This is a genomic window from Pseudarthrobacter sp. BRE9 (genome assembly GCF_031844305.1).
GTDB lineage: Bacteria > Actinomycetota > Actinomycetes > Actinomycetales > Micrococcaceae > Arthrobacter.
In genome coordinates this window covers 149119-172442 of the sequence record NZ_JAUZUY010000009.1, presented here as the reverse complement: position 1 = coordinate 172442, position 23324 = coordinate 149119, and the positions used below count along the sequence as shown (strand labels likewise).

The window sequence follows — 23324 nt, the reverse complement described above, 5'->3', positions numbered from 1 at the left end:
GGGAGGAAACGGGCATGACCGACCGGCCCGCACGGCCAGGGCACAGGCCGAAGACAGACGGCCTGCCCAAGACTGAACCGCTGACCTCTGCCCAGCTTCGGCAGGATGCTGCCGCGAAGAGGATGCTGCGCCGCCTGGTGCAGGGCGAGAACCCGCCAACGGCGCCCCTGAGCATCGTGGACCGGCTGGCGGGCAGCCCGTACGCCAACCCCACCATCCAGGTGGGCGGCGTGGACACCTCGGCCCGGAAGACCCTGGACTTCGCCCTGCACCTGGCCGAGACCATGTTCCGGTATGGTGCGGGCGCCCTGGAGGTGGAGACCAGCATCATCGCCGTCACCGCGGCCCTGGGGCTGAAGAACATCGAAGTGGACATCACCAACCAGTCCGTGGGCATCAACTACGCGCCCAAGGACCAGACGCCTATCGCCTTGCTGCGCGTGGTGCGGTCCTGGACCAACAACTATGCCGGTCTGGCAAAGGTACACCAGCTGGTCACGGACATCGTGGCCGGCGGCGTGGGCCGTGACGAAGCGATCCGCCGGCTCAACGAGGCCATCACCAGCCCCAAACCGTACCCGCGCTGGATGGTCACGGCGGCGTTCGGCATCTTCGCCGCCGTGTTCGTCGGCGTGCTGGGTGGGGGCCCCGTGTCCTCGGCAGTTGCGTTCGTTGCCAATATCGGCATCAGCCTGCTGGCCCGGCAGCTGGGACGCTGGCGGGTGCCGGACTTCTTCATCACCGCCAGCTGCTCCTTCGTGGTCACCATGCTGGCGCTGCTGCTCTGGCAGTTCGGGCTCACCGCCTCGCCGTCCATCGTGGTGGTAGGCGGCATCCTGCTGCTCCTGCCCACCGGCCGCCTGGTGTCCTCCGTGCAGGACGCCATCAACGGCTTCCCGGTGACGGCGGCCGGACGGTTCCTGTCCACGCTGCTAACGTTCGGAGCCATCGTGGCAGGGATCGCTGTAGCCTTCGTGGTGGGGGAGCTGACCGGGCTTCAGCGCATCGACGTCACGCAGACCTTCCCGCCCGCCTACGATCTGTGGGTCCTCATCATCTTCGTGGCCGCCGCCGTGATGGCCATCGGCATCACGGAACAAACCACCTGGAAGCTCCTGCTGCCCACGGCAGCCGTCGGCGTGGCAGGCTACCTGGTGCTGCTCGGCTGCGGCCTGCTGGGAATCGGAGACCGTTTCGCCCCCGCCATCGCCGCCGTCGTCATTGGCCTGCTGGCAAGGGTGGTGGCGCTGCGGATGGGTGCGCCGCAGCTCGTGGTCGCAGTCCCCGCAGCCCTGATCCTGCTGCCGGGCCTCACCATATTCCGGTCCATGTATGTCCTCACCGTTGAGGAGTCCGAAATCCTTGCCGGTGCCGGCGGAATGCTCAGCGCCGGGGCAATCGTGCTGGGAACCGCCGGCGGGATCGTCCTGGGCGACGTGCTGGCCCGTCCGCTGACCCGCAGCCTGGCAAGCAACGAGCGGCGCCGGGCCCGGCGCCGCTGAACCGCGCCCCTGAACCGACCTGGAACCGGGCCCTGGCGCACCTGTTCCCAAGTGCCTTAGATCTGTCCGACGGGGAGCTTCTTCTCGGCCTGGAACACATCCTCCACCCGCCCCTGCGCCCAATATCCGGAGAGGGATACCTGCCGGCGCTCCACGCCGCGCTGCTTGAAGAAGACTTCGCGGAGGGCCTTCATGTAGCCGCGTTCGCCGTGCGCAAAGACGTCCACCGTGCCGCCAGGCCACTCGGCCTCCGTCACTGCCGTGACCAGCAGGTCGCTGGAACCCGCCGGGGTGCCGTTGCGGGCCAGCCAGGTGATGTTCAAACCGGCGGGCGCGGAAATGGGCTGGATGTCCGCCTCGGAATCCACCTCCAGGAAGGCAAGCCCGGTTGCGTCCGCGGGCAGCGCCTCGATGCATGCGGCGATGGCCGGCAGCGCCGCTTCATCTCCGGCAAACAGGTACCAGTCCGCCTCGGGGTTGGGGTTGTAGGCGCCGCCGGGACCGGTGAACGTGAGGGTCTCGCCCGGCTGGGCCCCGGCCGCCCAGGGACCCGCCAGGCCCTCGTCGCCGTGGACCACAAAGTCGATCGCCAGCTCCCGCGCCTCCGGGTCCACCCAGCGCAGCGTATAGGTGCGGGTGAACGGCCACTGGTCGCGCGGCATGGTTTCCCGGACAGCCCACAGGTCCAGCGGGGAGGGATAGTCCACGCCGGGCTGCGGGAAGACGATTTTCACGTAGCGGTCCACGAAGCCGCTGTTGGTGAAGTCGCTGAAGCCCTCGCCGCCGGCCACGATCCGGACCATATGCGGGGACAGCTGCTCCTTGCGCAGCACGGTCAGGTTGACCTGGGGACGGCTCTTCTTCGTGGCGCTGGTGGCGGCAGGGACGGTGCTCATAAGGCAAGCCTAAGCTAGGCCGACGGCGGGAGTTCCCAGGTTACGGCCGGCGCACCTTGTTCGCGCAGCAGTTGGTTGACGCGGCTGAACGGCCTGGAGCCAAAGAACCCGCGGGAAGCGGACAGCGGGCTGGGGTGCGCACTGGAGACGGCGGGGGCACCGGCCAGGAGCGGCCGGACCCCCTCAGCCTCCTTGCCCCACAACACCGCCACCAGGGGCATCCTGGACCCATCCGCGGCCCGGCGGCCGGCCAGCGCGGTGACTGCCGCCGTCGTAATCTCCTCCCAGCCCTTGCCCCGGTGGGACCCTGCGGACCCTGCCCTGACCGTGAGCACGCGGTTCAGGAGCAGCACGCCCTGCTCGGTCCACGCCGACAGGTCGCCATGGGCGCGGGGCGGAATGCCCAGGTCCGATTCGAGCTCGCGGTAGATGTTCACCAGGCTGCGGGGGAGGGGGCGCGTGCGCGGGTCGACGGAAAAGGACAGCCCAACAGCGTGGCCCGGGGTGGGGTAGGGGTCCTGCCCAACAATGAGGACCCTGACGCCGGCGAGCGGCTGGCGGAAGGCGCGCAGGACGTTCGACGGCGGCGGCAGGAGTTGGTGCCCGGCCGCCTCTTCGGCAGCCAGGAAGGACAGGACCGACCGGAGCTTGCCCTCCACGCCCTGCAGGGCCGCAGCCCAGTCCGGCGCCATGAGTGCTGCCAGGGGCAGGTCAGCCAGGTCAGCGAAGCTGGTGCCGTCTGCCGGGTCCTGCTGCAGCTCGAAGAGCGCATCCGATTCAAACATCGTTCCATTCTTGCAGGCACCTCCCTGCCGGCGCCCACCTCGCAGCACTCACCTCGAAGGCACCCTGCGGAGCCCGCCAGCCGGAACCACCAGACTGCGGGCCGAGGCGCGAATGACACGGGTGTTATTCGGCCGGTAGCATGGGGGTAAGACATTTACTGTAACCAGCGAAGGAGTGTGCCGTGGCGGAACCGGCCCGGGAACACCTGCCGGAGCAGGATCCACGGAAGTCCCTCCTGGCGGATTTCACCCTTCGAGACTCCTCCCTTTCCGAGCGCGAACAGCAGATGCTGGCCCTGGAACGGCAGTGGTGGAAGTACGCAGGAGCCAAGGAACAGGCCATCCGCGACCTGTTCGATCTCTCCGCCACCCATTACTACCAGCTCCTCAACGCGCTGATCGACCGCGAGGATGCCCTGGCCCACGATCCCATGCTGGTGAAGAGATTGCGTAGACTACGTACGTCGCGCCACCGTGCGCGCACTGCCCGGCGCCTGGGATCCGACGCTTAACACGCCCCAGGCCGGGACAACAGCCGCAATCAACAAGGATGTCCTTCCACCATGACCAGATACGCCCGCGATGAATTCGACAAGGTCCCGGAGGCCGCGTCGCGACAAGGTGTCCATCGGACGGCCTCGGCCCCATCCCGGGTGCGGCTCTGGCCCATCCTGGCGGTAGGAATGGCGGCCCTGGCCATCGGGCTGGTGTCCTTCCTGATCCTTCCCAGGCTTGGGTTCAACGCCACGGCGAGCCAGGCCTCGGCAAGCGTGGAGTCAGCCCCACTGGCCGGAACCGGTACCACCCCCTCGGCTCCACAGGCATCGGCGCCTCCTGCCGTAGCGGCGTCGCCGTCTGCCTCGTCCGGGCCAACCCACAGCACCGACCCCGAGCCCCAGGCGAGCGCATCTGCCACCCAGCAGGCCGTCGTCGACAGGACCCAGACAGTTGCCGTCTACAACGCCGCAGGCACGGCAGGGCTGGCCAGCCGGGTGGGCGGAACCGTCCAGGCTGATGGCTGGCGCCTGGGCCAGGTAGGAAACTGGTCCGGCGCCCCGCAGAAATCCTCCGTGATCTTCTACTCCGGTCCCCAGCAACTGGCCAGCGCACAGGCTCTTGCTGGGCTGCTCAACATCCCCACCGTGGTCAGCAGCACCGAATTCCAGGTGCCCCTCGTGGTGGTGCTGGGCCCCGGCTACCGCTAGCCGCACCCGCTCCCGTTACGCCTCCATAACGTTCATGCCTCGGGACAGTCCGCTGCCAGCGCCCGCCGGCGGCGATTGGCTAGAGTGATTTTCAAGCCAGGGCCGGCCGGGCTTTACGCCGACGGTCCGGTCCCACCCGGCACCCAACGGAAAGAGTTGTTCATCATGGCACTGGGAACCGTCAAATGGTTCAACGCTGAAAAGGGCTATGGCTTCATCACCGTTGACGGCTCCGGCGACGACGTTTTTGTCCACTGGTCCGCGATCCAGGGAGAGGGCTACCGCGGCCTCGACGAGGGACAGAGGGTGCAATTGGAAGTCGGGGAGGGCGAAAAGGGCCCGCAGGCAGAAAACGTCCGGCCCGCCCAGTGACGCCGTTTTACCGTTCCACTGTCCGCGTCCGTGCGGCGCTGGCCGCCTCCCTGGCAGCCGTCGTCACGGTCACCGCATGTTCGGGCGGCGGCAACGCCAGGGTGGACACAGCGGAAGCGTCCGGGGACGGTGTCCTCCGCGTGGGACTGATCCTGGACAACACCGGCGACAGTGCTTTCCTTAATGCACCCCAGCTGGCCGCAACCAAGCTGGCCATCCAGGAGATCAACGCTGCCGGCGGACACAAAGGCCGGCCGGTGGAGCTGCTTCCTGCGCATCCCGGCCGGGAAGCCGCGGGGCAGGCGAACGACCTGGTGGCCGCCAAAGCGGACGTGGTGATTGGACCCACCGATTCCAGCCACGCGGCCGCGGCAGTGGACATCCTGTCCCGCGCGCACATACCGCTCATCTCGCCGGCCAACACCGCTGCCGCCCTCTCCGGAACCGCCGGCGGAGGCTACTATTTCCGCACCGCTGCATCCGACGTCGCACAAGGACCCGTGCTGGCCAAACTCGCCAAGGCCGCCGGGGCCGCCACCATCGTCGTGCTGCACCAGGAAGGCGCCTACGGCAAGGACCTGGCGGCTGCCGTCACGGCAGCTGCCCAGCAGTCCGGCCTGACGGTCCTGCCCGGAGCCGGCTTCAAGCCCGGCGACGCCGCAGAAGCCGCACGTTCCGCCGCCAAAGCCAAGCCGGACGCCGTCGTCCTGGTTGCCCGGGAAGGTGCGCGGGGCGCATTGGCCGAGCTGAACAATTCCGGCCTCAGCGGTTCAAAAATCGTCCTCAGCGACGGCGCCTTTGCCCGCTACGGCTCCGGGCTCGCCCCCCGGGTCCTGGACGGTACCCGCGCCGTCGTCCCCGGCCAGCTGCCCAGCGCCGCCTTCCAGGGAAAACTGCTGGGTGTGGATCCTTCCCTGAAGGACGTTTCGTATGCTGCGGAAACCTACGACGCCGTGACGCTGGCTGCCCTGGCCGCGGCCAGGGCCCAGGACGACGCAGGACGCTCCATAGCCGCCAACCTGATCCCGGTGTCCGGCGGGACTGCATCAAGGGTGGCTGCATCCAACGGGGGTGGAACGCCAGAACCAGCAGCGCCCCCGGCCCGGTGCCTGACCTACAGGGAATGCCTGGGCGGGCTTGCCGCCAGCCCGGGCATCGATTACGACGGCGAATCGGGCCCGGTTGCCTTCGATACCAATGGGGACATCACCACCGCCGTTTTCTCCGTCTTCACGTACGGCCCGGACAATAACCCCAGTCCTACCGGGCGCGAGACGACCGGGCACTCCGGCTGATCGCCCTGGGCGAAGCCGCTGCCCCCACCCGCCCTTGCCGCGTCTTTTCGCTTGCACTCTCACCTGGGGAGTGCTAATTATTGAGTTAGCACTCTGACGTACCGACTGCTAAAGCAAAGCCAGGTTTCGGCCGGCGGCGCGCTGCACCGGTCGAGGAGCGAAAGAAACACCTAACTGGAGTGAGATCCGCACCCGGAGGCATACAGAGGCCGATGGCGAAGGATCGTCCGTCGCGGGCACTGCAGCGAAGGTTCATTCTTAACGACTGTCCCGAAAGGACTACTGCCGTTATGGCCAAGATCATTGCATTTGATGAAGAGGCACGCCGCGGCCTTGAGCGGGGCCTGAATATCCTCGCCGACGCCGTTAAGGTCACCCTCGGCCCGCGTGGACGCAACGTCGTCCTCGAAAAGAAGTGGGGCGCCCCCACGATCACCAACGATGGTGTGTCCATCGCCAAGGAGATCGAGCTGGACGATCCTTACGAGAAGATCGGCGCCGAGCTGGTCAAGGAAGTTGCCAAGAAGACGGACGATGTTGCCGGCGACGGCACCACCACGGCTACCGTCCTGGCCCAGGCCCTGGTGAAGGAAGGCCTGCGCAACGTTGCTGCCGGCGCCGACCCGCTGTCCCTCAAGCGCGGTATCGAGAAGGCCGTTGAGGCCGTCACCGCCGAGCTGCTGAACTCCGCCAAGGAAATCGAAACCAAGGAAGAGATCGCCGCTACGGCGTCCATCTCCGCCGGTGACGAGGAAATTGGTGCCCTCATCGCCGAAGCCCTGGACAAGGTGGGCAAGGAAGGCGTCATCACGGTCGAGGAGTCCAACACCTTCGGCCTGGAGCTTGAGCTCACCGAAGGCATGCGCTTCGACAAGGGCTACATCTCCGCCTACTTCGTCACCGACGCCGAGCGCCAGGAAACGGTCCTCGAGGATCCGTACATCCTGATCGTCAACTCCAAGATCTCCAACGTCAAGGAACTGGTTGCTGTCCTGGAAAAGGTCATGCAGTCCAACAAGCCGCTGCTGATCATCGCCGAGGACATCGAGGGCGAGGCCCTGGCCACCCTGATCGTCAACAAGATCCGTGGCACCTTCAAGTCCGTTGCCGTCAAGGCTCCGGGCTTCGGTGACCGCCGCAAGGCACAGCTGGCCGACATCGCCGTCCTCACCGGCGGCCAGGTCATCTCCGAAGAGGTTGGCCTCAAGCTGGAGAACGCCGGCCTGGAGCTCCTGGGCCAGGCCCGCAAGGTTGTTGTCACCAAGGACGAGACCACCATCGTCGAAGGTGCCGGCGACGCCGACCAGATCGCAGGCCGCGTTTCCCAGATCCGCGCCGAGATCGAGAACTCGGACTCCGACTACGACCGCGAGAAGCTGCAGGAACGCCTGGCCAAGCTGGCCGGCGGCGTTGCAGTCATCAAGGCCGGTGCCGCCACCGAGGTTGAGCTCAAGGAGCGCAAGCACCGCATCGAAGACGCCGTCCGCAACGCCAAGGCTGCAGTTGAAGAAGGCATCGTGGCCGGTGGCGGCGTGGCCCTCATCCAGGCCGGCGCCAAGGCATTCGCCAACCTGCAGCTGTCCGGCGACGAAGCAACGGGCGCCAACATCGTCCGCGTTGCCATCGACGCTCCGCTGAAGCAGATCGCCTTCAACGCAGGCCTCGAGCCCGGCGTGGTTGTCGACAAGGTCCGCGGCCTGCCTGCCGGCCACGGCCTGAACGCAGCAACGGGCGAGTACGTCGACCTGCTGGCTGCCGGCGTCAACGATCCCGTCAAGGTAACCCGCTCTGCCCTGCAGAACGCGGCTTCCATCGCCGGCCTGTTCCTCACCACCGAAGCTGTGGTGGCTGACAAGCCGGAGAAGAACGCCGCCCCCGCGGGCGGAGACGACATGGGCGGCATGGGAGGCATGGGCGGCTTCTAAGCCTTCCTGCCGGGACCCGTCCCGCCAACCGCAAAATGCGGCCCCCTCCTTCGAGGGGGCCGCATTTTTGTGTCCTTGAGATCTACTTCCGGGCCGAGTCCAGCATTCCCTGGACTTCCTTCTGGAAGGCTTCCGCCGCGGCCTGCGGGGTCATCCGGTCATACAGCACTTCATCCGTGTACCGCTTGATGACGTTCTGGACGCTGCCCGCACCCACTGGCGGGACCGGCGGTGCGTCCTTGATGTCCGGCGCTATGTCCTTGAGGAATCCAACCACAGTGGTGTCGGTCGGCTTGAGCTGCGGGGCGATGTTCGAAACGATCTCCGAATTGGTGGGGACGCCCCTGTCGGTCATCAGGATGGCACCCGCCTCCGGACTGTTGGTGAGGTAGTTGATGAACTCAGCGGCCTGCTGGGGGTGCTTTGAGCGGGAGGAGGCAGACCAGAACATGGAGGGCTTGTAGTACATGCCGTTTTTGGCCGAGCTACCGTCGACGCTTGGGGCGCGCAGCATCTTGATGCTGCTGCCGGTGGTGGTTTGAAGGGAACCAAGCTGGTTGGTCCACCACCAGGCCATCGCCACCCGATTTGTACCGAACAGGCTTTCCTCCAATCCCGCCCCTGCATCCTCGGTGGCCACGGTGGCCGGCGGGCTGGCCTTGGAATCGCGTTGTTCCTTGAGCCGCTCCCAGAAGGAGGCGGCGGTGGCGGTTTCGAAGTCGAGCTTGCCGTCCCCGGAGTAGAGGTTTTCCCCGTGCTGGCGCAGCCAGATGATCAGGTCGGCTTCGTTACTGCCATAAGCAGCCCCGTAGCTCTTTCCGCCTCCTGCGGCGCTGATCTTCGCCGCAGTGTCCACGAAGTCTTTCCACGTCCACGTCTTGTCGTCCGGTACGGGCACGCCGGCTGCCTCGAATACCTTGGTGTTGGCCATGATGACGTAGGCGTTCTGGCCTGTGCTCAGCCCGTACTGGGCGCCATCGTACTGGCCGGAGGCGAGTCCCTCCTTGTCCAGCTTTGAGGTGTCGATGCCGTTCTGCTTGGACAGGTCCGCCAGTGCCCCGCGGCCACCGTATTCCGCAATGTATTTCTGGTCCATCTGGATCACGTCCGGCGCATCGTTGGCGGCAGTCTTCGTCGCCAGCTTGTCCCAGTAGCTGGACCATTCGCCCGGTTCGGCCTTGATCTTGATATTCGGGTGTGATGCCTCAAACGCTGCGATCACCTTGTCCGTCTGTGCGTTCAGGTATTCATTGCCCCACCAGGCGAACCGCAGGGTGACCTGGCCGTTGTCGCCTGAACCGCCGGGGGCAGCGCAGCCGGTGGCCAGGATGGAGAGGGCCAGTGCGGCGGCACCCAGCTGGAAGCGGCGCCGGCTTACGACTGGAATCGTCATTGATGTTCCTTCCGGATTGGCTCCTTCGCGCCGAGCTGTGGTTGCACGCAGCCGCTGGACACTCAGAAACCGTTTTCTTAGCTAATGCTGCGATTGTTTCGCGTGCTGCCAGGCCACGTCAAGGACTAGCGGTAAACGTTTTCCCGTTGCTTCCAGCGCTCAACGGGAGGGCTTCCTGCTGGTCCCGGCACAGGTGCGGGCAGGAGCGGGGAAGGAACAGGGGCAGGGCACGCGGGCTGCTGCGCGCCCACGGCCTCCCGTTGTCGGTTGCTTCTGGCAGGATGGATTGGTGACGATAACTGCAGCGGCTGATGGTTCGGCCTTGGGAAACCCGGGCCCGGCCGGCTGGGCCTGGTACGTGAATGACGATTGCTGGCGGGCCGGCGGCTGGCCGCACGGCACCAATAACCAAGGTGAGCTGATGGCGGTCCTTGACCTCCTGCGTGCCACCGCGCACGTGCCCGGTGAGGACCTGCGCATTCTTTGCGACAGCCAGTACGTGATCAATTCGATTACCAAGTGGATGCCGGGCTGGAAGCGCAAGGGCTGGCGCAAGGCGGACGGAAAGCCCGTCCTGAATGTGGAACTGTTGAAGGAACTCGACCGCGAACTGGCTGGCAGGACCTACACGTTTGAGTGGGTCAAGGGGCATGCCGGGCATGAGCTGAACGAGGCCGCCGACGAACGTGCCAGGGCCGCGGCTACTGCTTATCAGCAGGGAGTGGCAGCACGGTCAGGGCCCGGTTTCCCCGGCGGGCACCACCCGGGTGCGCCGCAAGCCGGTACCGCGGGCGCCCAGTCATCCTCCGGCAACGGCCTCCCGGCCGCCACACTCGACATCGAGTCCGCCACCCTGGACATCGCCACCAATGCATCTGCCGGCCCGGTTGGAGGGCCTGGCGGCAACTCACGTGCAGCGGCCGCCGGGAGGCCGCGGGCCACCCCTGAACCGCTTCAGGCCTTCGATGAACTTGACCTGTTCAGCGAGCTGGACAGCGAAGCCCTTGAAGTGGCCGAGGCAACGCAGCAGGCCGGCTCCATCCCGCCCGAGGCTCTGGTGGAGCAGCTCGAACGTGAGCTGTTGGGCCCACTGGTGCGGGGGGATATTGGCCGGACAGCTGTCCTGCTGCATCCTGACTTCATGGAGATCGGCAGCTCGGGAAGGGTCTGGACCCGGGATGCCATGATGATGGCCCTCGAAGAGGACCCCGGTGAACGGACCGACATCGAGATCCTGGGTGCTGACCGCGTCGGCACCGGCGCGGTCCTGCTGACTTACAGGAGCTTCGCCCGCTCCGGCACCACGCTGCGCAGCTCGCTGTGGGTCCTTGACGGCGGCCGGTGGCGGCTGCGGTTCCACCAGGGAACCCCGGAAGCCTAAGTCCAGGGCCGGCTGAACAGGACCGTCAGCTGAACCGCTGCGTGTTTCCCTGCTCCGCCTGGGCGTACGTGGCGGCGGCGGAGGCCAGGGCCGCGTTGATGGAGGCCAGGGACGCCTCCACCCGGCCCTGGGTGATGGTCCATTCGGTGATGAGGGCCTGGAAGTTGGTGGCCGCGGAACCGCGCCATGAACCCTGCAGCTCGTCGAGGCCGCGCTTCATTGTTTGTACGTCCGTACTGATGCGGTCAACGGTGGCCTGGACGTTGGCGGACTTCAGCTGCAGGAGTTCGGTGTCGACCGAGATGATGCTCATGGCGGTGCCTTTCGATACGGCGGGCGGAATGCGCCCGCGCCCGGCTGATCCGGGCTGCTGCCACGAGCCTAGGGAGCAGAAGCAGGCGATAGCCATGACCGGCGGGCTATATGTGGATAACCGACCCGTCACTGCCCCTGGCCTCGGCGGCGGGCCCTGCTCCCAGCCTGTCCGTGCCGTCAGTGCGGGGTGCCTCCTCACGCCGCGGAAGGCTGACCACCAGCGTTGCGCCGCCGCCGTCGGTCTTTTCCACCCTTACCGAGCCGCCATGGGACCCCACGATCGCGGCCACGATGGCCAGCCCAAGGCCGCTGCCGCCCGTCTCCCTGGTCCGCGACGTGTCAGCCCGGTAGAAGCGTTCGAAGACCTTGGCTGCATCCTCTTCCGAAATGCCCGGCCCGTGGTCCCGTACTTCGATGACCGAACGTAGGTCACCGCCGGTCCTGCGGACCCCGACGGCGAGTTCGATGGGGCTGCCCTCCGGGGTGTAGCGCAGGGCATTGCCCACGAGGTTGCCCACCACCTGGCGCAGCTTGGCTTCGTCCCCGAGTACCGGGGCGGGTGCCGCCAATCCGCTGTCGAGCCCGGTGAGCGTGATGAGCCTGGACCTGTCGCTGGCCTGGGTATCTACCACTGCGTCGTGCGCGATCAGTTGAAGGTCCACCGGCTTTTGCTGCAGCGGCCGCTGTTCATCGAGGCGGGCCAGCAGGAGCAGGTCCTCAACCATGGAACCCATGCGCTTGGCCTCGCTTTCGATCCGGCCCATGGCCGTGGCCACGTCTTCGTCCGTGGCCAGGGCGCCGTGGCGGTACAACTCGGAGAATCCGCGGATGGTGACCAGGGGAGTGCGCAGCTCGTGGGATGCGTCGGCGGCGAAGCGGCGCATCCGTGCTTCGGAAGCGGTCCGTGCCGCGAAGGCGGTCTCGATGTGTGCCAGCATGGCATTCAGGGAGCTGCTCAGCCTGCCCAGCTCGGTGGCCGGGTTCTCCACCTCCACACGGCGGGAGAGGTCACCGGCGGCAATCGCAGCCGCCGTTTTTTCCACCCGGGCCAGCGGCCGGAAGGACCGCGACACGGTCCAGCTGGCAATCAGCGAGGCCAGCAGCAGCGTCAACAGGCCCACCCCGGTGACCACCAGGGTGGCATGCTTGAGGACATCGTCAACGCTTTCCAGGGGCAGTCCGATGACCACGACGGCGGTGGTCTGGCCGTTCTGGACGGTCACTGCAACTACCCGCCAGTTTTCCCCGTCCGTCCCGCGGACCTGAAAGGGAGCCAGCCCGCGCGCCTGTGCCTGGTCCACGGTCATGGAGCTGATGTCGGGGTGGTGGGCAGGATCCCCGCCGAAGGTGTACGGCTCCTCACCCGGGGCGAAGAGCATGAGCGAATAGTCGGTGGGAATGGAGCTGGGCGCCTGCAGCTGGGTGAATGAGCGCTGTTTCCGGGCAGAGTCGACGGCGGCATTCAGTTTGTCGTCCACCTGGCCTTGCAGATAGCTGTGCAGCAGCGTCAGTGTGACCGTTCCGGTCACCGTCAGGGCCACGATCAGCAGTGCCATGATCATGGCCACCAGCTGCGACCTGAGCGAGGCCGACTTCCACCGCTTGAGCAAGATCAGCGCTTTTCGGCCGTCCGCAGCACGTAGCCCACGCCGCGCTTGGTCTGGATCAGGGCCGGTGCCTCCGGGTCAATGTCAACTTTCCGGCGCAGGTAGGAGATGTAGGACTCCACGATGGACGCGTCACCGTTGAAGTTGTACTCCCACACATGGTCCAGGATCTGCGACTTCGACAGGACGCGGTTGGGATTGAGCATGAGGTAGCGCAACAGCTTGAATTCCGTGGGGGAGAGCTCGATGACCGTGCCCCCGCGCCGCACCTCGTGGGCGTCGTCGTCCAGTTCCAGATCGTCAACCCGGATAACTGCATCATCGTCCAGCAGGGGCTGCGTCCGGCGAAGCACGGCGCGGATCCGGGCCACTACTTCGTCGAGGCTGAAGGGCTTGGTCACGTAGTCATCGCCGCCTACCGTGAGGCCGGTGACCTTGTCCTCGGTGTCATCCTTCGCGGTCAGGAAGAGGACCGGGAAGTGCTTTCCCGAGGCACGGAGCCGGCGGGTCACGGTGAAGCCGTCCATGTCCGGGAGCATGACGTCCAGCACGGCCAGGTCAGGGGCGTGCGTATCGGCTGCGGCCAGGGCGTCGCGCCCGTTCGCAGCGGAGACCACTTCAAAGCCGGCGAACCGCAATGAGGTGGAGAGGAGCTCGCGGATGTTGGGTTCATCATCGACGACGAGCAGCCTGGCTTCTGGACCGTTCTTGTTCATGCTCCCATCATGCTCCCAGTGTCTGGGAGTTGTCTGGATATTCCTTGTGAACGCGATGAAGCCAGGCTTACCAGGCCATGGTTCCCGGTTCCCCCTTGAAGGGGCCCGCCACCCGGCTGGTAATCCAGCCGCCATAGAACCGGCCGGGCTGGGGACGCACCCGCTCTCCATCCACTTCGCAGTAGTCCATCCTTCCCGCGTAGACGGCCACCCGGTCCGCGAGCGCCTCAAACCCGGAAGCCGGCTCGGGATAGGACCAGGCGGCGCCCTCCGCCTCTTTCCCGCCGCCGCGCACGGTCAGGTAATCCGCCGCGCCCTTGAATTCGCAGAAGCTGCTGCCCGCCGCGGACTCCAGCGCGCCCTGCACAAATGCTGACTGCCGGACGTAGTACACCGGTGGATGGCTCGTCTCAAGCACCCGCAGCGAATCGGTGGTGTCAAGGATCACCTCGCCGCCCAGGACGATGCGAATCCGTTCCGTGCTGGCTTCGATCCTCGGCGGACGGGGATAGTCCCAGACGGACTCCTGGCCGGGCCCGGGCACGTCCGGAATAATGCGTGGACTCATGCTTCCAGTGTGCGCCCCGCAGGTGCAGCCGCACAGGGGGTTCCTACTCCGCCGCGTGCACGTCCTTGGCGTCCATGATCCGGTAGGCGTACCCCTGCTCGGCCAGGAACCGTTGGCGCTTGGCGGCGAAGTCCTGGTCCAGGGTGTCCCGTGCCACGAGTGAGTAGAAGCGGGCCGCCCGGCCGTCCTTCTTGGGCCGCAGCAGCCGGCCCAAACGTTGCGCCTCCTCCTGCCGGGAACCGAAGGAGCCCGAGACCTGGATGGCCACCGACGCCTCCGGCAGGTCAATGGAGAAGTTGGCCACCTTGGACACCACAAGGGTCTGCAGCTCCCCGGCGCGGAACGCGTCAAAGAGTTTTTGCCGTACCTTCACGGAGGTATCGCCCTTGATTACCGGTGCCTGGAGGCGCTCGCCGAGGTCGTCCAACTGGTCGATGTATTGGCCTATCACCAGGAGCTGCTCACCGGCGTGCCGTGTCACCAGCTGCTCCACCACCTGTGTCTTGGATTCCGAGGTGGCGCACAGCCGGTACTTGTCGGCGTCGTCCGCCATGGCGTAGGCAACGCGTTCGTCCTTTGGCAGGTCGACGCGGACCTCGACACAGTCGGCCGGAGCGATATAGCCCTGGGACTCGATGTCCTTCCAGGGCGCGTCATACCGCTTGGGGCCGATCAGGCTGAACACCTCGCCCTCGCGCCCGTCCTCCCGGACCAGGGTGGCGGTCAGCCCAAGGCGGCGGCGGGCCTGCAGGTCGGCCGTCATCCGGAAGATCGGCGCGGGCAGCAGGTGGACCTCGTCGTAGATGATCAGTCCCCAGTCGTGGCCGTCCACCAGTTCCAGGTGGGGGTAGATGCCGCCGCGCTTGGTGGTCAGTACCTGGTAGGTGGCGATGGTCACCGGCCGGACCTCTTTCAAGGCGCCGGAGTATTCGCCCACCTCGTCCTCCGTGAGGGACGTCCGCCGAAGCAGTTCGTCCTTCCACTGCCGGGCGGCCACGGTGTTGGTGACCAGGATCAGCGTGGTGGTGGAACCTGTGGCCATGGCCGCGGCCCCCACCAGGGTCTTGCCGGCGCCGCAGGGCAGCACCACCACTCCGCTGCCGCCCGCCCAGAAGTTTTCGCTGGCCAGGCGCTGGTAGGGGCGCAGTTCCCAGCCGTCCTCGTTAAGCGAAATCAGGTGCGGGGTGCCGTCCACGTAACCGGCCAGGTCCTCCGCCGGCCAGCCGAGCTTCAGCAGCAGCTGCTTAAGCTGCCCGCGCTGGGAGGCATGCACTACCACCGTCTCGCCGTCGATCCTCGGGCCCAGCAGAGGCGCGATCTTCTTGGCCCGGATCACCTCCTCAAGGACCGGGTAGTCATCCGTCCGCATGACCAGTCCGTGCCGCGGATCCTTTTCGAGGCGCAGCCGGCCGTACCGGGACATGGTTTCCTCGACGTCGATCAGCAGCGAGTGCGGCACCGGGAAGCGGGAGTACTTCAGTAACGTGTCCAGGACCTTTTCCGCGTCCAGTCCGGCGGCCCGTGCGTTCCACAGTCCCAACGGGGTCAGCCGGTAGCTGTGCATGTGCTCGGGTGCCCGCTCCAGCTCGGCGAAGGGCGCAATGGCATGCCGGGCCTCGGTGGCCAGCTCGTGGTCCACCTCGAGGAGGATGGTTTTATCGCTTTGGACGATCAGGGGTCCGTCGGTCACGCGGGGGATCCTTTACTGGCGCAGTTCCTCTGCGGCCTCGATGTCGATGATGCGGTGGACGGACAGGACCCGTTCGGTGTCCTTGGCGGGATCGAACACACGGACCCGGCCTCCGCTTACAGAGAGCGGAACAACAACTTCCAGGCTGGCATTCCCCAGGTTGTCCACCACGTTCATGTTGATCCGCTGCTTCAGCCGGATGGCCCGTTGCAGCGCCTCAAGCCCCAGCTGGGTGGCTGCCTCGCCGGCCCCGGCGCCGGGGAGATGCCCGACGGCGGGTCCCGCCTGCCGCAGGACGTCCAGCTGGGCGTCAACCTCCTCCGCTGCGGGCGCCAGCCGCGGCGCGCTGTACACGGGACGGAGGCTTTCCTGCGGCGCGGAAGGCCGCCGGGGGTGCGCCGAGGGCTCGGCGCCGTCCACCGTAGGGGACAGGCCCAGGCTCCGGAGTGCGGCGGCGAGCTCGCGCGGGGGTGCCGACGACGTCAGGACCGTGGGGGAAAGGCCGGCCAGGCCAAGCTGCGCCGCCTTGGGTCCCGCCAGCAACTCACGGAGCACGGCTTCATCATCGCTCTGGATAAAGCTTGCCGCCTGGCCCACCCGGAGCCTGCCGTGCCGGGAAGCGGTGTCCTCCACCAGGTACTCCAGCGGCTGGGGAACAGCGGTGGCGGAATGTTCCCGAAGAAACGCCAACAGGCCGGCGGCGTCGTAGCCTTCATCGAGTGCGCGTTTGATGGAGGCCGCCGAGAACCGGTAGATGGTTGCCGGGCCCTGCCCCTCGGTGTCGGCCATCACCAGGAGCTTTTCGGTCAGGGCGGGAGCGAGGTAGCCAGGGGCAACAGCGGTCAGGTCGGCCTGCAACAGCACGTGGTTCAGGGCCGCCGGCAGGTGCTCGCCCAGGATGGCAAGGGCGGCGTCGGGGTGGTCTTCGGCGACAGCGCTCCCTAATTGGCTTAGTGCCCCCGTCCCCACCAGGCCCAGCATCTCCGCCTCGGCGAGGACCCCCCGGATGAGGGAAGTGAACCGCCGGGCCATCCGCGGCTGTGACCATTCCGCACGCTGCAGGACGGCGCCGGCGTCAAGCACGGGCGCGGTGCCGTCCGGCCCCGCGGCTTCGAGGGTGAGTTCGTGCAGGATCTCCAGGATGCGCTTGCGGACCACGGGCGCGTCGGGCCGCTGCGCGCCGGCGGACAACGCGGCGATGCTGGTTCCGGACGGGCCCCGGGATGGGGCCCCCGGTGCCGTGCTCACGGGCTGGCCCACCATTGAGGGCACGCGCTCGCTGGCCAGCCACGCGTTTACCAGCCACAGCCATTGTTCCTGCCGCGGCAGCACCAGCCACTCCAGCTCCGGCGGCTGCACCCATGAGGATGAGTCGACGTCGAGGCGGATCAGCCCCGCCAGGCCGCACAGCTCCAGCAGCCGGCCCGCCGCACCCTGGTCAATGCGCAGCTGGTCGGACAGGCGGCGCATCTCGCGGACCCCCACGCCTCCGCTGCGCAGCGTTGCCAGCGGGTTCTCCCTGATGGCATGCAGCAGTTCGGAGACCAGCCGCAGGGTTTCCGAGATGGCGCTCAGCGCCGCATTCCTGCGCAGCGCCGCCGTGGTGCGGCCGAGCTCCGGGACCGGCGGCGACAGGGTGAAGTCGTTGATGATCGCCCCGCCGCGCAGGGCCAGGCCCACACTGTGCGGCAGCTCCACATGGGCGGCGTCCAGCGGCACCAGCAGCCCGCGCGCAAGGAGCCAGTCCACGGGCCCGACGTCGGCCGCTTCCGTCAGGACCGACGCCTTCCGTTGCGCCTGGGGGACGGCACCCATGGCCCAGTTGCGGAACCTGGCGAGCAGCGCCGTCGTCCGTTCCGGAGCGCCGGCGAGGATGTCCTGCAGCGCCTCGGGGGAGGAGGTCCAGTGCTGGAGCGCGAGTGCCGCCTCCATGGGGGTGGTGGCATCGTGGATGGCGAATCCGCTGCGGTGCAGTTCGGAGACGAGCTGGACCACCCGCTGGGCGAAGGCCGGCTGCAGGCGGACCAGTTCCGTGTAACTGCGGCCCAGGCCGGCGGGATAGATTCCCACCACATCCTTGAGGGAACCAACAGGGAGGTAGAAGTGTTGTTGGTTGGCAGCCTGGACCGGGGTGCCATGCGGGGGAACGGCAGGATGCGCCAGGGCAAGTTCCTGCAGGGTGCCCATGATCTGTTCGATGACGTCCAGGGAGGCACCCCGGATCAGCTGATGCAGGCCCTCGGCCGAGGCGCTGTGGCCGGTGTCCGTGTTGGTGCACAGATGGAGGGTCTCAAGGACCTGCATCTGGGGCCGGTTGAGGCGCTCCAGCGCGCGCTGGACGCTGACCCGGGAACTGGCCCGTGCCGCCAGCGCGGCGAAGTCCGGAACAGGCGGCGAGATAAGGTCCGGCCGCGCGGCGAACAACGCGCGCAACGAGTCGTCGCTGCGCGCCTCCAGGTCCTTGCCGAGCGCACGAATGAGGGACATCAGTCCAACGTTACCGCGGCTCCCGCTTCCCCGCCCGCCGCCGGGCGGCAACACCGTCCAGGATCAGCAGGAGCATCAGGATGAAGGCCACCGGCAGGCCGTAAAGGGCCGCGTAGGTGACCCATGCGGGGGCGACGGAGTTGGCGAAGGCAAGCGCCATGACAGTTCCCACAGCGACGAGGGAGAGCACGGCAATAACTGCGGCGAGGACCATCAGCAGCCGCCGGTAACGCAAGGGAGTCATGGACGTAACGCTACAGCGGCCGGGCCGCCGCCAGTGAAAGCCGCGGACCTTGCGCCTGGGGCGGAACGGTGCTGCCGGAAGCGTGATTAGCGCATGCGGCAGGATAACCTTGAAGGATACAGACCAACACGGTCAGCGCTGGCCATACCTTGAACCCGCACAACAATGCGGACGCGGTGGCAGCCGGCCGTGTCTCATGACAGCAGAACGAAGAAGGTTGATTACGTGCCTACCGGCAAGGTCAAGTGGTATGACAAGGACAAGGGCTTTGGGTTCCTCGCGGGCGAAGACGGCCAGGAGGTCTTCCTGCCCAAGTCGTCTCTGCCCGAGGGAGTGACGGAACTGAAAGCCGGCACCCGGGTGGAATTCGGCGTGGCGGACGGCCGCAAGGGTGCCCAGGCCCTGGGCCTGCGGGTGCTGGACAAGACCCCGTCCATCGCCAAGGCGAAGCGCCCCAGCGCGAAGGACCTCGCCCCGCTGGTGCAGGACCTGGTGACCGTCCTGGACAACCTGTCCGGCACCTTGTCCAAGGGCAAGTACCCGGACGGCAACAAGGGCAAGGCCATCGCTGCCGCCCTGCGCAAGGTTGCCGACGAGCTGGACGTTTAGGCGCCCATGGATCCCCAATCTGAACAGCCGGGCACGCCAATGCAGGAGCAGGCTGCCAAGACTCCGCCCAAGCGCAAGGCAGGCGTGCCCGTGTGGCGTACGGGCAAGCCCGATGCTTTCCTGGCCGCGGCAGTGGACACGGCCAGGACTGCAGTGGAAGGCATCACTCCGGCCGGCACCATCGGGCCGCACCTGGCAGCAAGGAGCGAGGGCGACCGGCTGGTCACCCACCTGTTCGAGTCCCGGCTGCCCGGCTACGCGGGCTGGCAGTGGTACGCGGTGCTGACCCGCAACTCGCGCTCCAAGGTGGTCACGGTCAACGAGCTGGGACTGCTGCCGTCGGAGGAATCCATCCTGGCGCCGGAGTGGGTGCCGTGGGCCGAACGCGTCCGGCCCGAGGACGAGCAGCAGCAGGAGCCCGAACCGCAGGAGCCGGAACAGCAGGAACCCGGCCAGCAGGAACCGGGACAAGGGAAGCCGGACGGGCTTCCCGCAGGGGAACAGGAACCTGGGGATGAAGGGCTTGCCGACGACGGCCCGGCGCTTAGTAACGGCGCGGACCTGAGTAACGGCGCGGAACCTGACGACGAAGCAAGGACTTCCTGACCACAAACATTCCTGACCACAAACAAACGGCGCCGCCCGGGAAAACCCGGGCGGCGCCGTCGTGCGTTAACTGTGGTTACTTGCGCAGCTCGCCCACCACGTAGTCGATGCTGGCCAGCAGTGCCGAGACGTCACTGGGCTCGATGGCCACGAACGTTGCGATGCGCAGCTGGTTGCGGCCCAGCTTCCGGTACGGCTCGGTGTCCACGATGCCGTTGGCGCGCAGGACCTTGGCCACTGCGGCTGCGTCCACGGACTCGTCGAAGTCGATGGTGGCGATGACGTTGGAGCGCTCGTCCGGGTTGGTGACGAACGGGGTGGCGAACTCCGAGGCGTCAGCCCAGCTGTAGATACGCCCGGCGGAGTCGGCGGTGCGCTTGGCCGCGAAGTCCAGGCCGCCGTTGGAGTTCAGCCACTGGACCTGGGCATCCAGGGTTACCAGTGTGGACAGCGATGGCGTGTTGTATGTCTGGTTCAGGCGGGAGTTGTCGATGGCGGTCTGGAGGTCCAGGAAGTCCGGGATCCAGCGGCCGCTTTCCTTGACCCGCGCTGCGCGCTCGATGGCGGCGGGGGAGAAGAGGCCCAGCCAGAGGCCGCCGTCGGAGGCAAAGTTCTTCTGCGGGGCGAAGTAGTAGACATCGCTCTGGGCAACGTCCACGTCCAGGCCGCCGGCCGCCGACGTGGCGTCCACCAGGACAAGCGATCCCTCGTCGGCCCCGGACACCCGCTGGACCGGGGCGGCAACACCCGTGGAGGTCTCGTTCTGCGGCCACGCATAGACGTCCACGCCGGCCTCGGCCTGGGCTGCGGGCCGGGTGCCCGGCTCGGACTTGATGATGGAGGAGGCCTCGAGGAAGGGCGCCTTGTTGGTGGCGGCGGCGAACTTGGACCCGAACTCACCGAAGGACAGGTGCTGGGCTTTCTTTTCCACGAGGCCGAAGCTCGCAACATCCCAGAAAGCAGTGGAGCCGCCGACGCCGAGGACCACCTCGTAGCCCTCCGGCGCGCGGAAGAACTGGCTCAGCCCTTCACGGACGGACCCCACCAGGTTCTTGACCGGGGCCTGGCGGTGGGACGTGCCGAGGATCGTCCTGGAAGCCGCTGCCAGTGCGTCGATCTGCTCCTGCCGGACCTTTGACGGGCCGGCCCCGAACCGCCCGTCCTGGGGCAGGAGGTCGGCGGGGATCGTGATGCTGGTGTCGCTCACAGGTGCTCCAATTCGGCGGGGACGAAAGTTTTGGTCCGGTAGGGCGGGCAGTGGACGGCCGGCAGGAGCGCGGTGGCAGCGCTGCGGGCCATTCCCATTCTGCCTGAACGGCCGCCGGGGGCGGGAGCCGGGTACGTCATAGTCCGGACAGTGAGACGTGCCCCTCCCAGGCCCAGCCCTTCGGAGCGGAGCTATTCGGACAAAATCAAAATAGGCTAAGCTTTCCCCCGGACTACTTCGCGGGAAGAGGCGATACGGTGGGACAACGCAAGGTACTGCGCTCGAGGAGCTGAGCTGGATGACGGATCTGATCGACACTACGGAGATGTACCTCAGGACCATCCTGGAGCTTGAGGAAGAAAACATCGTCGCCCTCCGGGCCCGTATCGCCGAGCGTCTGCGCCACTCCGGGCCCACCGTCTCCCAGACCATTGGCCGGATGGAGCGGGACGGACTTGTCGTCGTCTCCGGTGACCGGCACCTGGAACTCACGGACACGGGGCGCCAGCGCGCCACGGAGGTCATGCGCAAGCACCGGCTGGCCGAACGCCTGCTGGCCGATGTCATCGGCCTGGACTGGGCCTACGTCCACGACGAAGCCTGCCGCTGGGAACACGTCATGAGTGAGCGGGTGGAGCGGCGCATCTACGAGATGCTGGACCATCCCACCGAATCGCCGTACGGCAACCCCATCCCCGGCCTTGCGGCGCTGGGCGGCCAGGCGGGTCCCGGCTTTGCCGACGGCGCCATCAGTTTGGTGGAAGCAATGAAGAACTACGGGCCCTCCTCCGCCGTGACCGTCAGCCGCCTGGCGGAGCCCATCCAGGTAGAGCCGGAACTGCTGGCGCAGCTGGACGAAGGTGGGATCCGACCCGGTGCTGCAGTGGCGCTGGAACGCGTGGGTGAATACATTTCCGTCCGGGTCCCGGGGATCGAAGGAGCGCTGGAGCTGCCGCCCGAGGTGGCTGCGCACGTATTTGTGGCCGTCAAGCAGGGCTGATCCGGGCCTTCCATACCCCAGACAAGGGCATCTACGCAAAGGTAACGGAATTGTTACCTAGGGACTTAAGCCCCTATAGTGGAACCAAGCGTTGATACATAAGCGTTACCTGACCCGGAGCCGAGCTCTGCCAGCGGGCCAGGCATACGAGTTCGTTACTGGCAGAGGCGGGGGAACCACAAGCGGCAGCGGGGGACTGCCTTGGGGTGAAGTCCGTCAGTAGCAAGCCTCTCCAGTGAAGGGTTCTTCCGGGAATACCCCTGTGCGGAAGCTTGCCTGTTGCGGACCGGGTCTTTGATCTCTCTGACCCGAATCCGACAGCTAACTCCGCAGGCTTCTTCCAGAGAGGAACCCTTCTTGACCATGCAGACCTCACGGGGGCGCCGACGCGCGGCCGGCCCCCCTTCGGCATCCCGGGTTGCCGAAGTTGTCGCAGCGGAGCGCCCCCGCGACCTGCATCGCGACGCGCGCCGCCGCCGGGGTCCATTCCGGCAGATGACGGAGTTTGCCGCCGCCAGCGGCGTCGGTCAAAAGGCCGGTATCGCCCTTGCCGCCACCGGCCTTGTGTTGACGGTCACAGTACCCTCCACGGGCGCCGTTATGGCCACGGATGCCTCTGGCAGCGCGCCCATGGCAGCCTCCGCGGTGAGCCCCCAGCCGCAGATCTCCGCTGATATCGGAGCCCAGATCGACTTCAGCCGTTCCGCGGTGGTGACCCAGGCTGACCCGGACGGGAAGCTGAAGCAGCTCCTGAGCGCCCAGTCCGCCGGCTCTGTCACGCGTGCCGCCTCGGCCGGCACCCTGGCTGCACCCCTCACGTCCCTCGCTACCGCTTCGCCCTTCGGTTACCGGGTCAGCCCCATTACCGGAGGCTCCGGTGACTTCCACCGGGGCCAGGACTTCGTGGCGCAGTGCGGGACCTCGGTCCTGGCTGCCGCGACAGGTACGGTGACGTTCGCGGGCTGGCACCAGTTCGGCGGCGGAAACCGGGTGGTCATCGACCACGGCAACGGGTTGGAGACCACCTACAACCACCTCTCGTCCTTCAGCGTCAAGGTGGGCCAGACCGTCTCCCGCGGGGACGTTGTGGCATTGAGTGGAACCACCGGCGCATCCACCGGCTGCCACCTGCACTTCGAGGTCCAGGTCAACGGCGAAGTGGTCGATCCCATGGGCTGGCTGTAACCGAATGATTGCTCACTCTCAGATCGCCGTGACCGGTCGTGACCTGAATGTGACATTGAAGCAAAACTGCTGTACCGTCTAACTCGCGTCAACTTTTCCGAAGTTGACGCTCTTGAGTGGATTGCCTAACTCTGCCACCGCTCAAGGTCCGTTCGCATTTCATCGTCTGGCAGGGGCGGGGGAACCAATTTTGGCCTTCATCCAAGAAGGCCTTGGGGTTAAGTCACGAGCTTCCCAGGAAGCAGTGTGGCCGGGTGACTCCCATCCGAATCCGACAGCTCACCTCGCAGGCATTGGGAGAGGCTACCTTCGTGTCTTCACGCCATCATTCTGCGC

At 66.8% G+C, this 23324-nt stretch carries 22 protein-coding genes and 2 riboswitches; of the genes, 11 read left to right on the top strand and 11 right to left on the bottom strand.

The window, feature by feature from the left end:
- The first annotated feature begins 14 nt into the window (after positions 1 to 14).
- Positions 15 to 1502, top strand: a complete 1488-nt coding sequence (locus Q9R31_RS16300; protein WP_311263751.1) for a threonine/serine exporter family protein — start codon at positions 15 to 17, stop codon at positions 1500 to 1502.
- A 56-nt stretch (positions 1503 to 1558) separates the two neighbouring features.
- On the opposite strand, the gene Q9R31_RS16295 is transcribed toward Q9R31_RS16300, so the two are convergent.
- Together Q9R31_RS16295 and Q9R31_RS16290 are read right to left on the bottom strand one after the other, a co-directional pair.
- The gene (locus Q9R31_RS16295; protein ID WP_311263750.1) at positions 1559 to 2398 is read right to left on the bottom strand and encodes a siderophore-interacting protein; all 840 of its coding nucleotides are present in this window, start codon (positions 2396 to 2398) and stop codon (positions 1559 to 1561) included.
- Positions 2399 to 2412: 14 nt separating this feature from the next.
- The gene (locus Q9R31_RS16290; protein WP_311263749.1) at positions 2413 to 3183 is read right to left on the bottom strand and encodes a uracil-DNA glycosylase; all 771 of its coding nucleotides are present in this window, start codon (positions 3181 to 3183) and stop codon (positions 2413 to 2415) included.
- A gap of 182 nt (positions 3184 to 3365) precedes the next feature.
- On the opposite strand from Q9R31_RS16290, the gene Q9R31_RS16285 reads away from it, so the two are divergent.
- The 5 genes from Q9R31_RS16285 (at position 3366) to groL (ending at position 7980) form a co-directional block, all read left to right on the top strand.
- Positions 3366 to 3695 carry a DUF3263 domain-containing protein gene (locus Q9R31_RS16285; RefSeq protein ID WP_311263748.1) on the top strand — a complete coding sequence of 110 codons (330 nt, stop codon included), beginning with the start codon at positions 3366 to 3368 and terminating at the stop codon, positions 3693 to 3695.
- Positions 3696 to 3746: 51 nt separating this feature from the next.
- Positions 3747 to 4388: a LytR C-terminal domain-containing protein gene (locus Q9R31_RS16280; RefSeq protein ID WP_311263747.1), complete on the top strand. Its 642-nt coding sequence runs from the start codon at positions 3747 to 3749 to the stop codon at positions 4386 to 4388.
- A gap of 165 nt (positions 4389 to 4553) precedes the next feature.
- The gene (locus Q9R31_RS16275) at positions 4554 to 4760 is read left to right on the top strand and encodes a cold-shock protein (RefSeq protein ID WP_311263746.1); all 207 of its coding nucleotides are present in this window, start codon (positions 4554 to 4556) and stop codon (positions 4758 to 4760) included.
- The gene (locus Q9R31_RS16270) at positions 4757 to 6055 is read left to right on the top strand and encodes an ABC transporter substrate-binding protein (protein WP_311263745.1); all 1299 of its coding nucleotides are present in this window, start codon (positions 4757 to 4759) and stop codon (positions 6053 to 6055) included. Before Q9R31_RS16275 ends, Q9R31_RS16270 begins: the two co-directional genes overlap by 4 nt.
- Before the next feature lie 290 nt (positions 6056 to 6345).
- Positions 6346 to 7980, top strand: coding sequence for a chaperonin GroEL (gene groL / locus Q9R31_RS16265; protein WP_066273856.1), 1635 nt, complete (start codon positions 6346 to 6348; stop codon positions 7978 to 7980).
- A gap of 82 nt (positions 7981 to 8062) precedes the next feature.
- Here the strand turns inward: groL and Q9R31_RS16260 are convergent, their stop codons facing one another.
- The gene (locus Q9R31_RS16260) at positions 8063 to 9373 is read right to left on the bottom strand and encodes a sugar ABC transporter substrate-binding protein (protein ID WP_311263744.1); all 1311 of its coding nucleotides are present in this window, start codon (positions 9371 to 9373) and stop codon (positions 8063 to 8065) included.
- 289 nt (positions 9374 to 9662) lie between these two features.
- On the opposite strand from Q9R31_RS16260, the gene Q9R31_RS16255 reads away from it, so the two are divergent.
- Entirely contained in the window at positions 9663 to 10754 is a 1092-nt protein-coding gene (locus Q9R31_RS16255) for a ribonuclease HI family protein (protein ID WP_311263743.1), read from the top strand.
- A gap of 25 nt (positions 10755 to 10779) precedes the next feature.
- On the opposite strand, the gene Q9R31_RS16250 is transcribed toward Q9R31_RS16255, so the two are convergent.
- From Q9R31_RS16250 to Q9R31_RS16220, 7 genes are all read right to left on the bottom strand, one after another.
- Complete coding sequence (locus tag Q9R31_RS16250) at positions 10780 to 11067, bottom strand: WXG100 family type VII secretion target (RefSeq protein ID WP_311263742.1); 288 nt, start codon at positions 11065 to 11067, stop codon at positions 10780 to 10782.
- A gap of 106 nt (positions 11068 to 11173) precedes the next feature.
- Positions 11174 to 12679 carry a HAMP domain-containing sensor histidine kinase gene (locus Q9R31_RS16245; protein WP_311263741.1) on the bottom strand — a complete coding sequence of 502 codons (1506 nt, stop codon included), beginning with the start codon at positions 12677 to 12679 and terminating at the stop codon, positions 11174 to 11176.
- Between the two features lie 2 nt (positions 12680 to 12681).
- Complete coding sequence (locus Q9R31_RS16240; protein WP_056331118.1) at positions 12682 to 13392, bottom strand: response regulator transcription factor; 711 nt, start codon at positions 13390 to 13392, stop codon at positions 12682 to 12684.
- A 67-nt stretch (positions 13393 to 13459) separates the two neighbouring features.
- Entirely contained in the window at positions 13460 to 13960 is a 501-nt protein-coding gene (locus Q9R31_RS16235; protein WP_311263740.1) for a DUF427 domain-containing protein, read from the bottom strand.
- Positions 13961 to 14003: 43 nt separating this feature from the next.
- Positions 14004 to 15650, bottom strand: a complete 1647-nt coding sequence (locus Q9R31_RS16230; RefSeq protein ID WP_311263739.1) for a DNA repair helicase XPB — start codon at positions 15648 to 15650, stop codon at positions 14004 to 14006.
- 12 nt (positions 15651 to 15662) lie between these two features.
- Positions 15663 to 18137: a helicase-associated domain-containing protein gene (locus tag Q9R31_RS16225; protein ID WP_311263738.1), complete on the bottom strand. Its 2475-nt coding sequence runs from the start codon at positions 18135 to 18137 to the stop codon at positions 15663 to 15665.
- Positions 18138 to 18147: 10 nt separating this feature from the next.
- The gene (locus Q9R31_RS16220; RefSeq protein ID WP_311263737.1) at positions 18148 to 18381 is read right to left on the bottom strand and encodes a hypothetical protein; all 234 of its coding nucleotides are present in this window, start codon (positions 18379 to 18381) and stop codon (positions 18148 to 18150) included.
- Between the two features lie 225 nt (positions 18382 to 18606).
- Here Q9R31_RS16220 and Q9R31_RS16215 point away from each other — a divergent pair, with 225 nt between their 5' ends.
- Together Q9R31_RS16215 and Q9R31_RS16210 are read left to right on the top strand one after the other, a co-directional pair.
- On the top strand, positions 18607 to 18990 hold the full coding sequence (locus Q9R31_RS16215; protein WP_018762148.1) for a cold-shock protein: 384 nt from the start codon (positions 18607 to 18609) through the stop codon (positions 18988 to 18990).
- 39 nt (positions 18991 to 19029) lie between these two features.
- Entirely contained in the window at positions 19030 to 19596 is a 567-nt protein-coding gene (locus Q9R31_RS16210; RefSeq protein ID WP_311263789.1) for a DUF3027 domain-containing protein, read from the top strand.
- A gap of 76 nt (positions 19597 to 19672) precedes the next feature.
- On the opposite strand, the gene serC is transcribed toward Q9R31_RS16210, so the two are convergent.
- Positions 19673 to 20803 (bottom strand): phosphoserine transaminase, encoded by a 1131-nt coding sequence (gene serC / locus Q9R31_RS16205; protein ID WP_311263736.1) that lies wholly within the window; start codon positions 20801 to 20803, stop codon positions 19673 to 19675.
- Between the two features lie 298 nt (positions 20804 to 21101).
- On the opposite strand from serC, the gene Q9R31_RS16200 reads away from it, so the two are divergent.
- The gene (locus tag Q9R31_RS16200; protein WP_311263735.1) at positions 21102 to 21803 is read left to right on the top strand and encodes a metal-dependent transcriptional regulator; all 702 of its coding nucleotides are present in this window, start codon (positions 21102 to 21104) and stop codon (positions 21801 to 21803) included.
- A gap of 108 nt (positions 21804 to 21911) precedes the next feature.
- Positions 21912 to 22156: riboswitch (cyclic di-AMP (ydaO/yuaA leader) on the top strand.
- Positions 22157 to 22166: 10 nt separating this feature from the next.
- Positions 22167 to 22988: a peptidoglycan DD-metalloendopeptidase family protein gene (locus tag Q9R31_RS16195; RefSeq protein ID WP_311263788.1), complete on the top strand. Its 822-nt coding sequence runs from the start codon at positions 22167 to 22169 to the stop codon at positions 22986 to 22988.
- A gap of 112 nt (positions 22989 to 23100) precedes the next feature.
- Positions 23101 to 23295: riboswitch (cyclic di-AMP (ydaO/yuaA leader) on the top strand.
- Positions 23296 to 23324: the final 29 nt, after the last annotated feature.

Coding starts and splice junctions, on each gene's coding strand:
- Q9R31_RS16300 (WP_311263751.1), top strand. CDS start 15: ATGACCGACCGGCCCGCACGGCCAGGGCACAGGCCGAAGACAGACGGC.
- Q9R31_RS16295 (WP_311263750.1), bottom strand. CDS start 2,398: ATGAGCACCGTCCCTGCCGCCACCAGCGCCACGAAGAAGAGCCGTCCC.
- Q9R31_RS16290 (WP_311263749.1), bottom strand. CDS start 3,183: ATGTTTGAATCGGATGCGCTCTTCGAGCTGCAGCAGGACCCGGCAGAC.
- Q9R31_RS16280 (WP_311263747.1), top strand. CDS start 3,747: ATGACCAGATACGCCCGCGATGAATTCGACAAGGTCCCGGAGGCCGCG.
- Q9R31_RS16275 (WP_311263746.1), top strand. CDS start 4,554: ATGGCACTGGGAACCGTCAAATGGTTCAACGCTGAAAAGGGCTATGGC.
- groL (WP_066273856.1), top strand. CDS start 6,346: ATGGCCAAGATCATTGCATTTGATGAAGAGGCACGCCGCGGCCTTGAG.
- Q9R31_RS16260 (WP_311263744.1), bottom strand. CDS start 9,373: ATGACGATTCCAGTCGTAAGCCGGCGCCGCTTCCAGCTGGGTGCCGCC.
- Q9R31_RS16250 (WP_311263742.1), bottom strand. CDS start 11,067: ATGAGCATCATCTCGGTCGACACCGAACTCCTGCAGCTGAAGTCCGCC.
- Q9R31_RS16240 (WP_056331118.1), bottom strand. CDS start 13,392: ATGAACAAGAACGGTCCAGAAGCCAGGCTGCTCGTCGTCGATGATGAA.
- Q9R31_RS16235 (WP_311263740.1), bottom strand. CDS start 13,960: ATGAGTCCACGCATTATTCCGGACGTGCCCGGGCCCGGCCAGGAGTCC.
- Q9R31_RS16225 (WP_311263738.1), bottom strand. CDS start 18,137: ATGTCCCTCATTCGTGCGCTCGGCAAGGACCTGGAGGCGCGCAGCGAC.
- Q9R31_RS16220 (WP_311263737.1), bottom strand. CDS start 18,381: ATGACTCCCTTGCGTTACCGGCGGCTGCTGATGGTCCTCGCCGCAGTT.
- Q9R31_RS16210 (WP_311263789.1), top strand. CDS start 19,030: ATGCAGGAGCAGGCTGCCAAGACTCCGCCCAAGCGCAAGGCAGGCGTG.
- Q9R31_RS16200 (WP_311263735.1), top strand. CDS start 21,102: ATGACGGATCTGATCGACACTACGGAGATGTACCTCAGGACCATCCTG.
- Q9R31_RS16195 (WP_311263788.1), top strand. CDS start 22,167: ATGCAGACCTCACGGGGGCGCCGACGCGCGGCCGGCCCCCCTTCGGCA.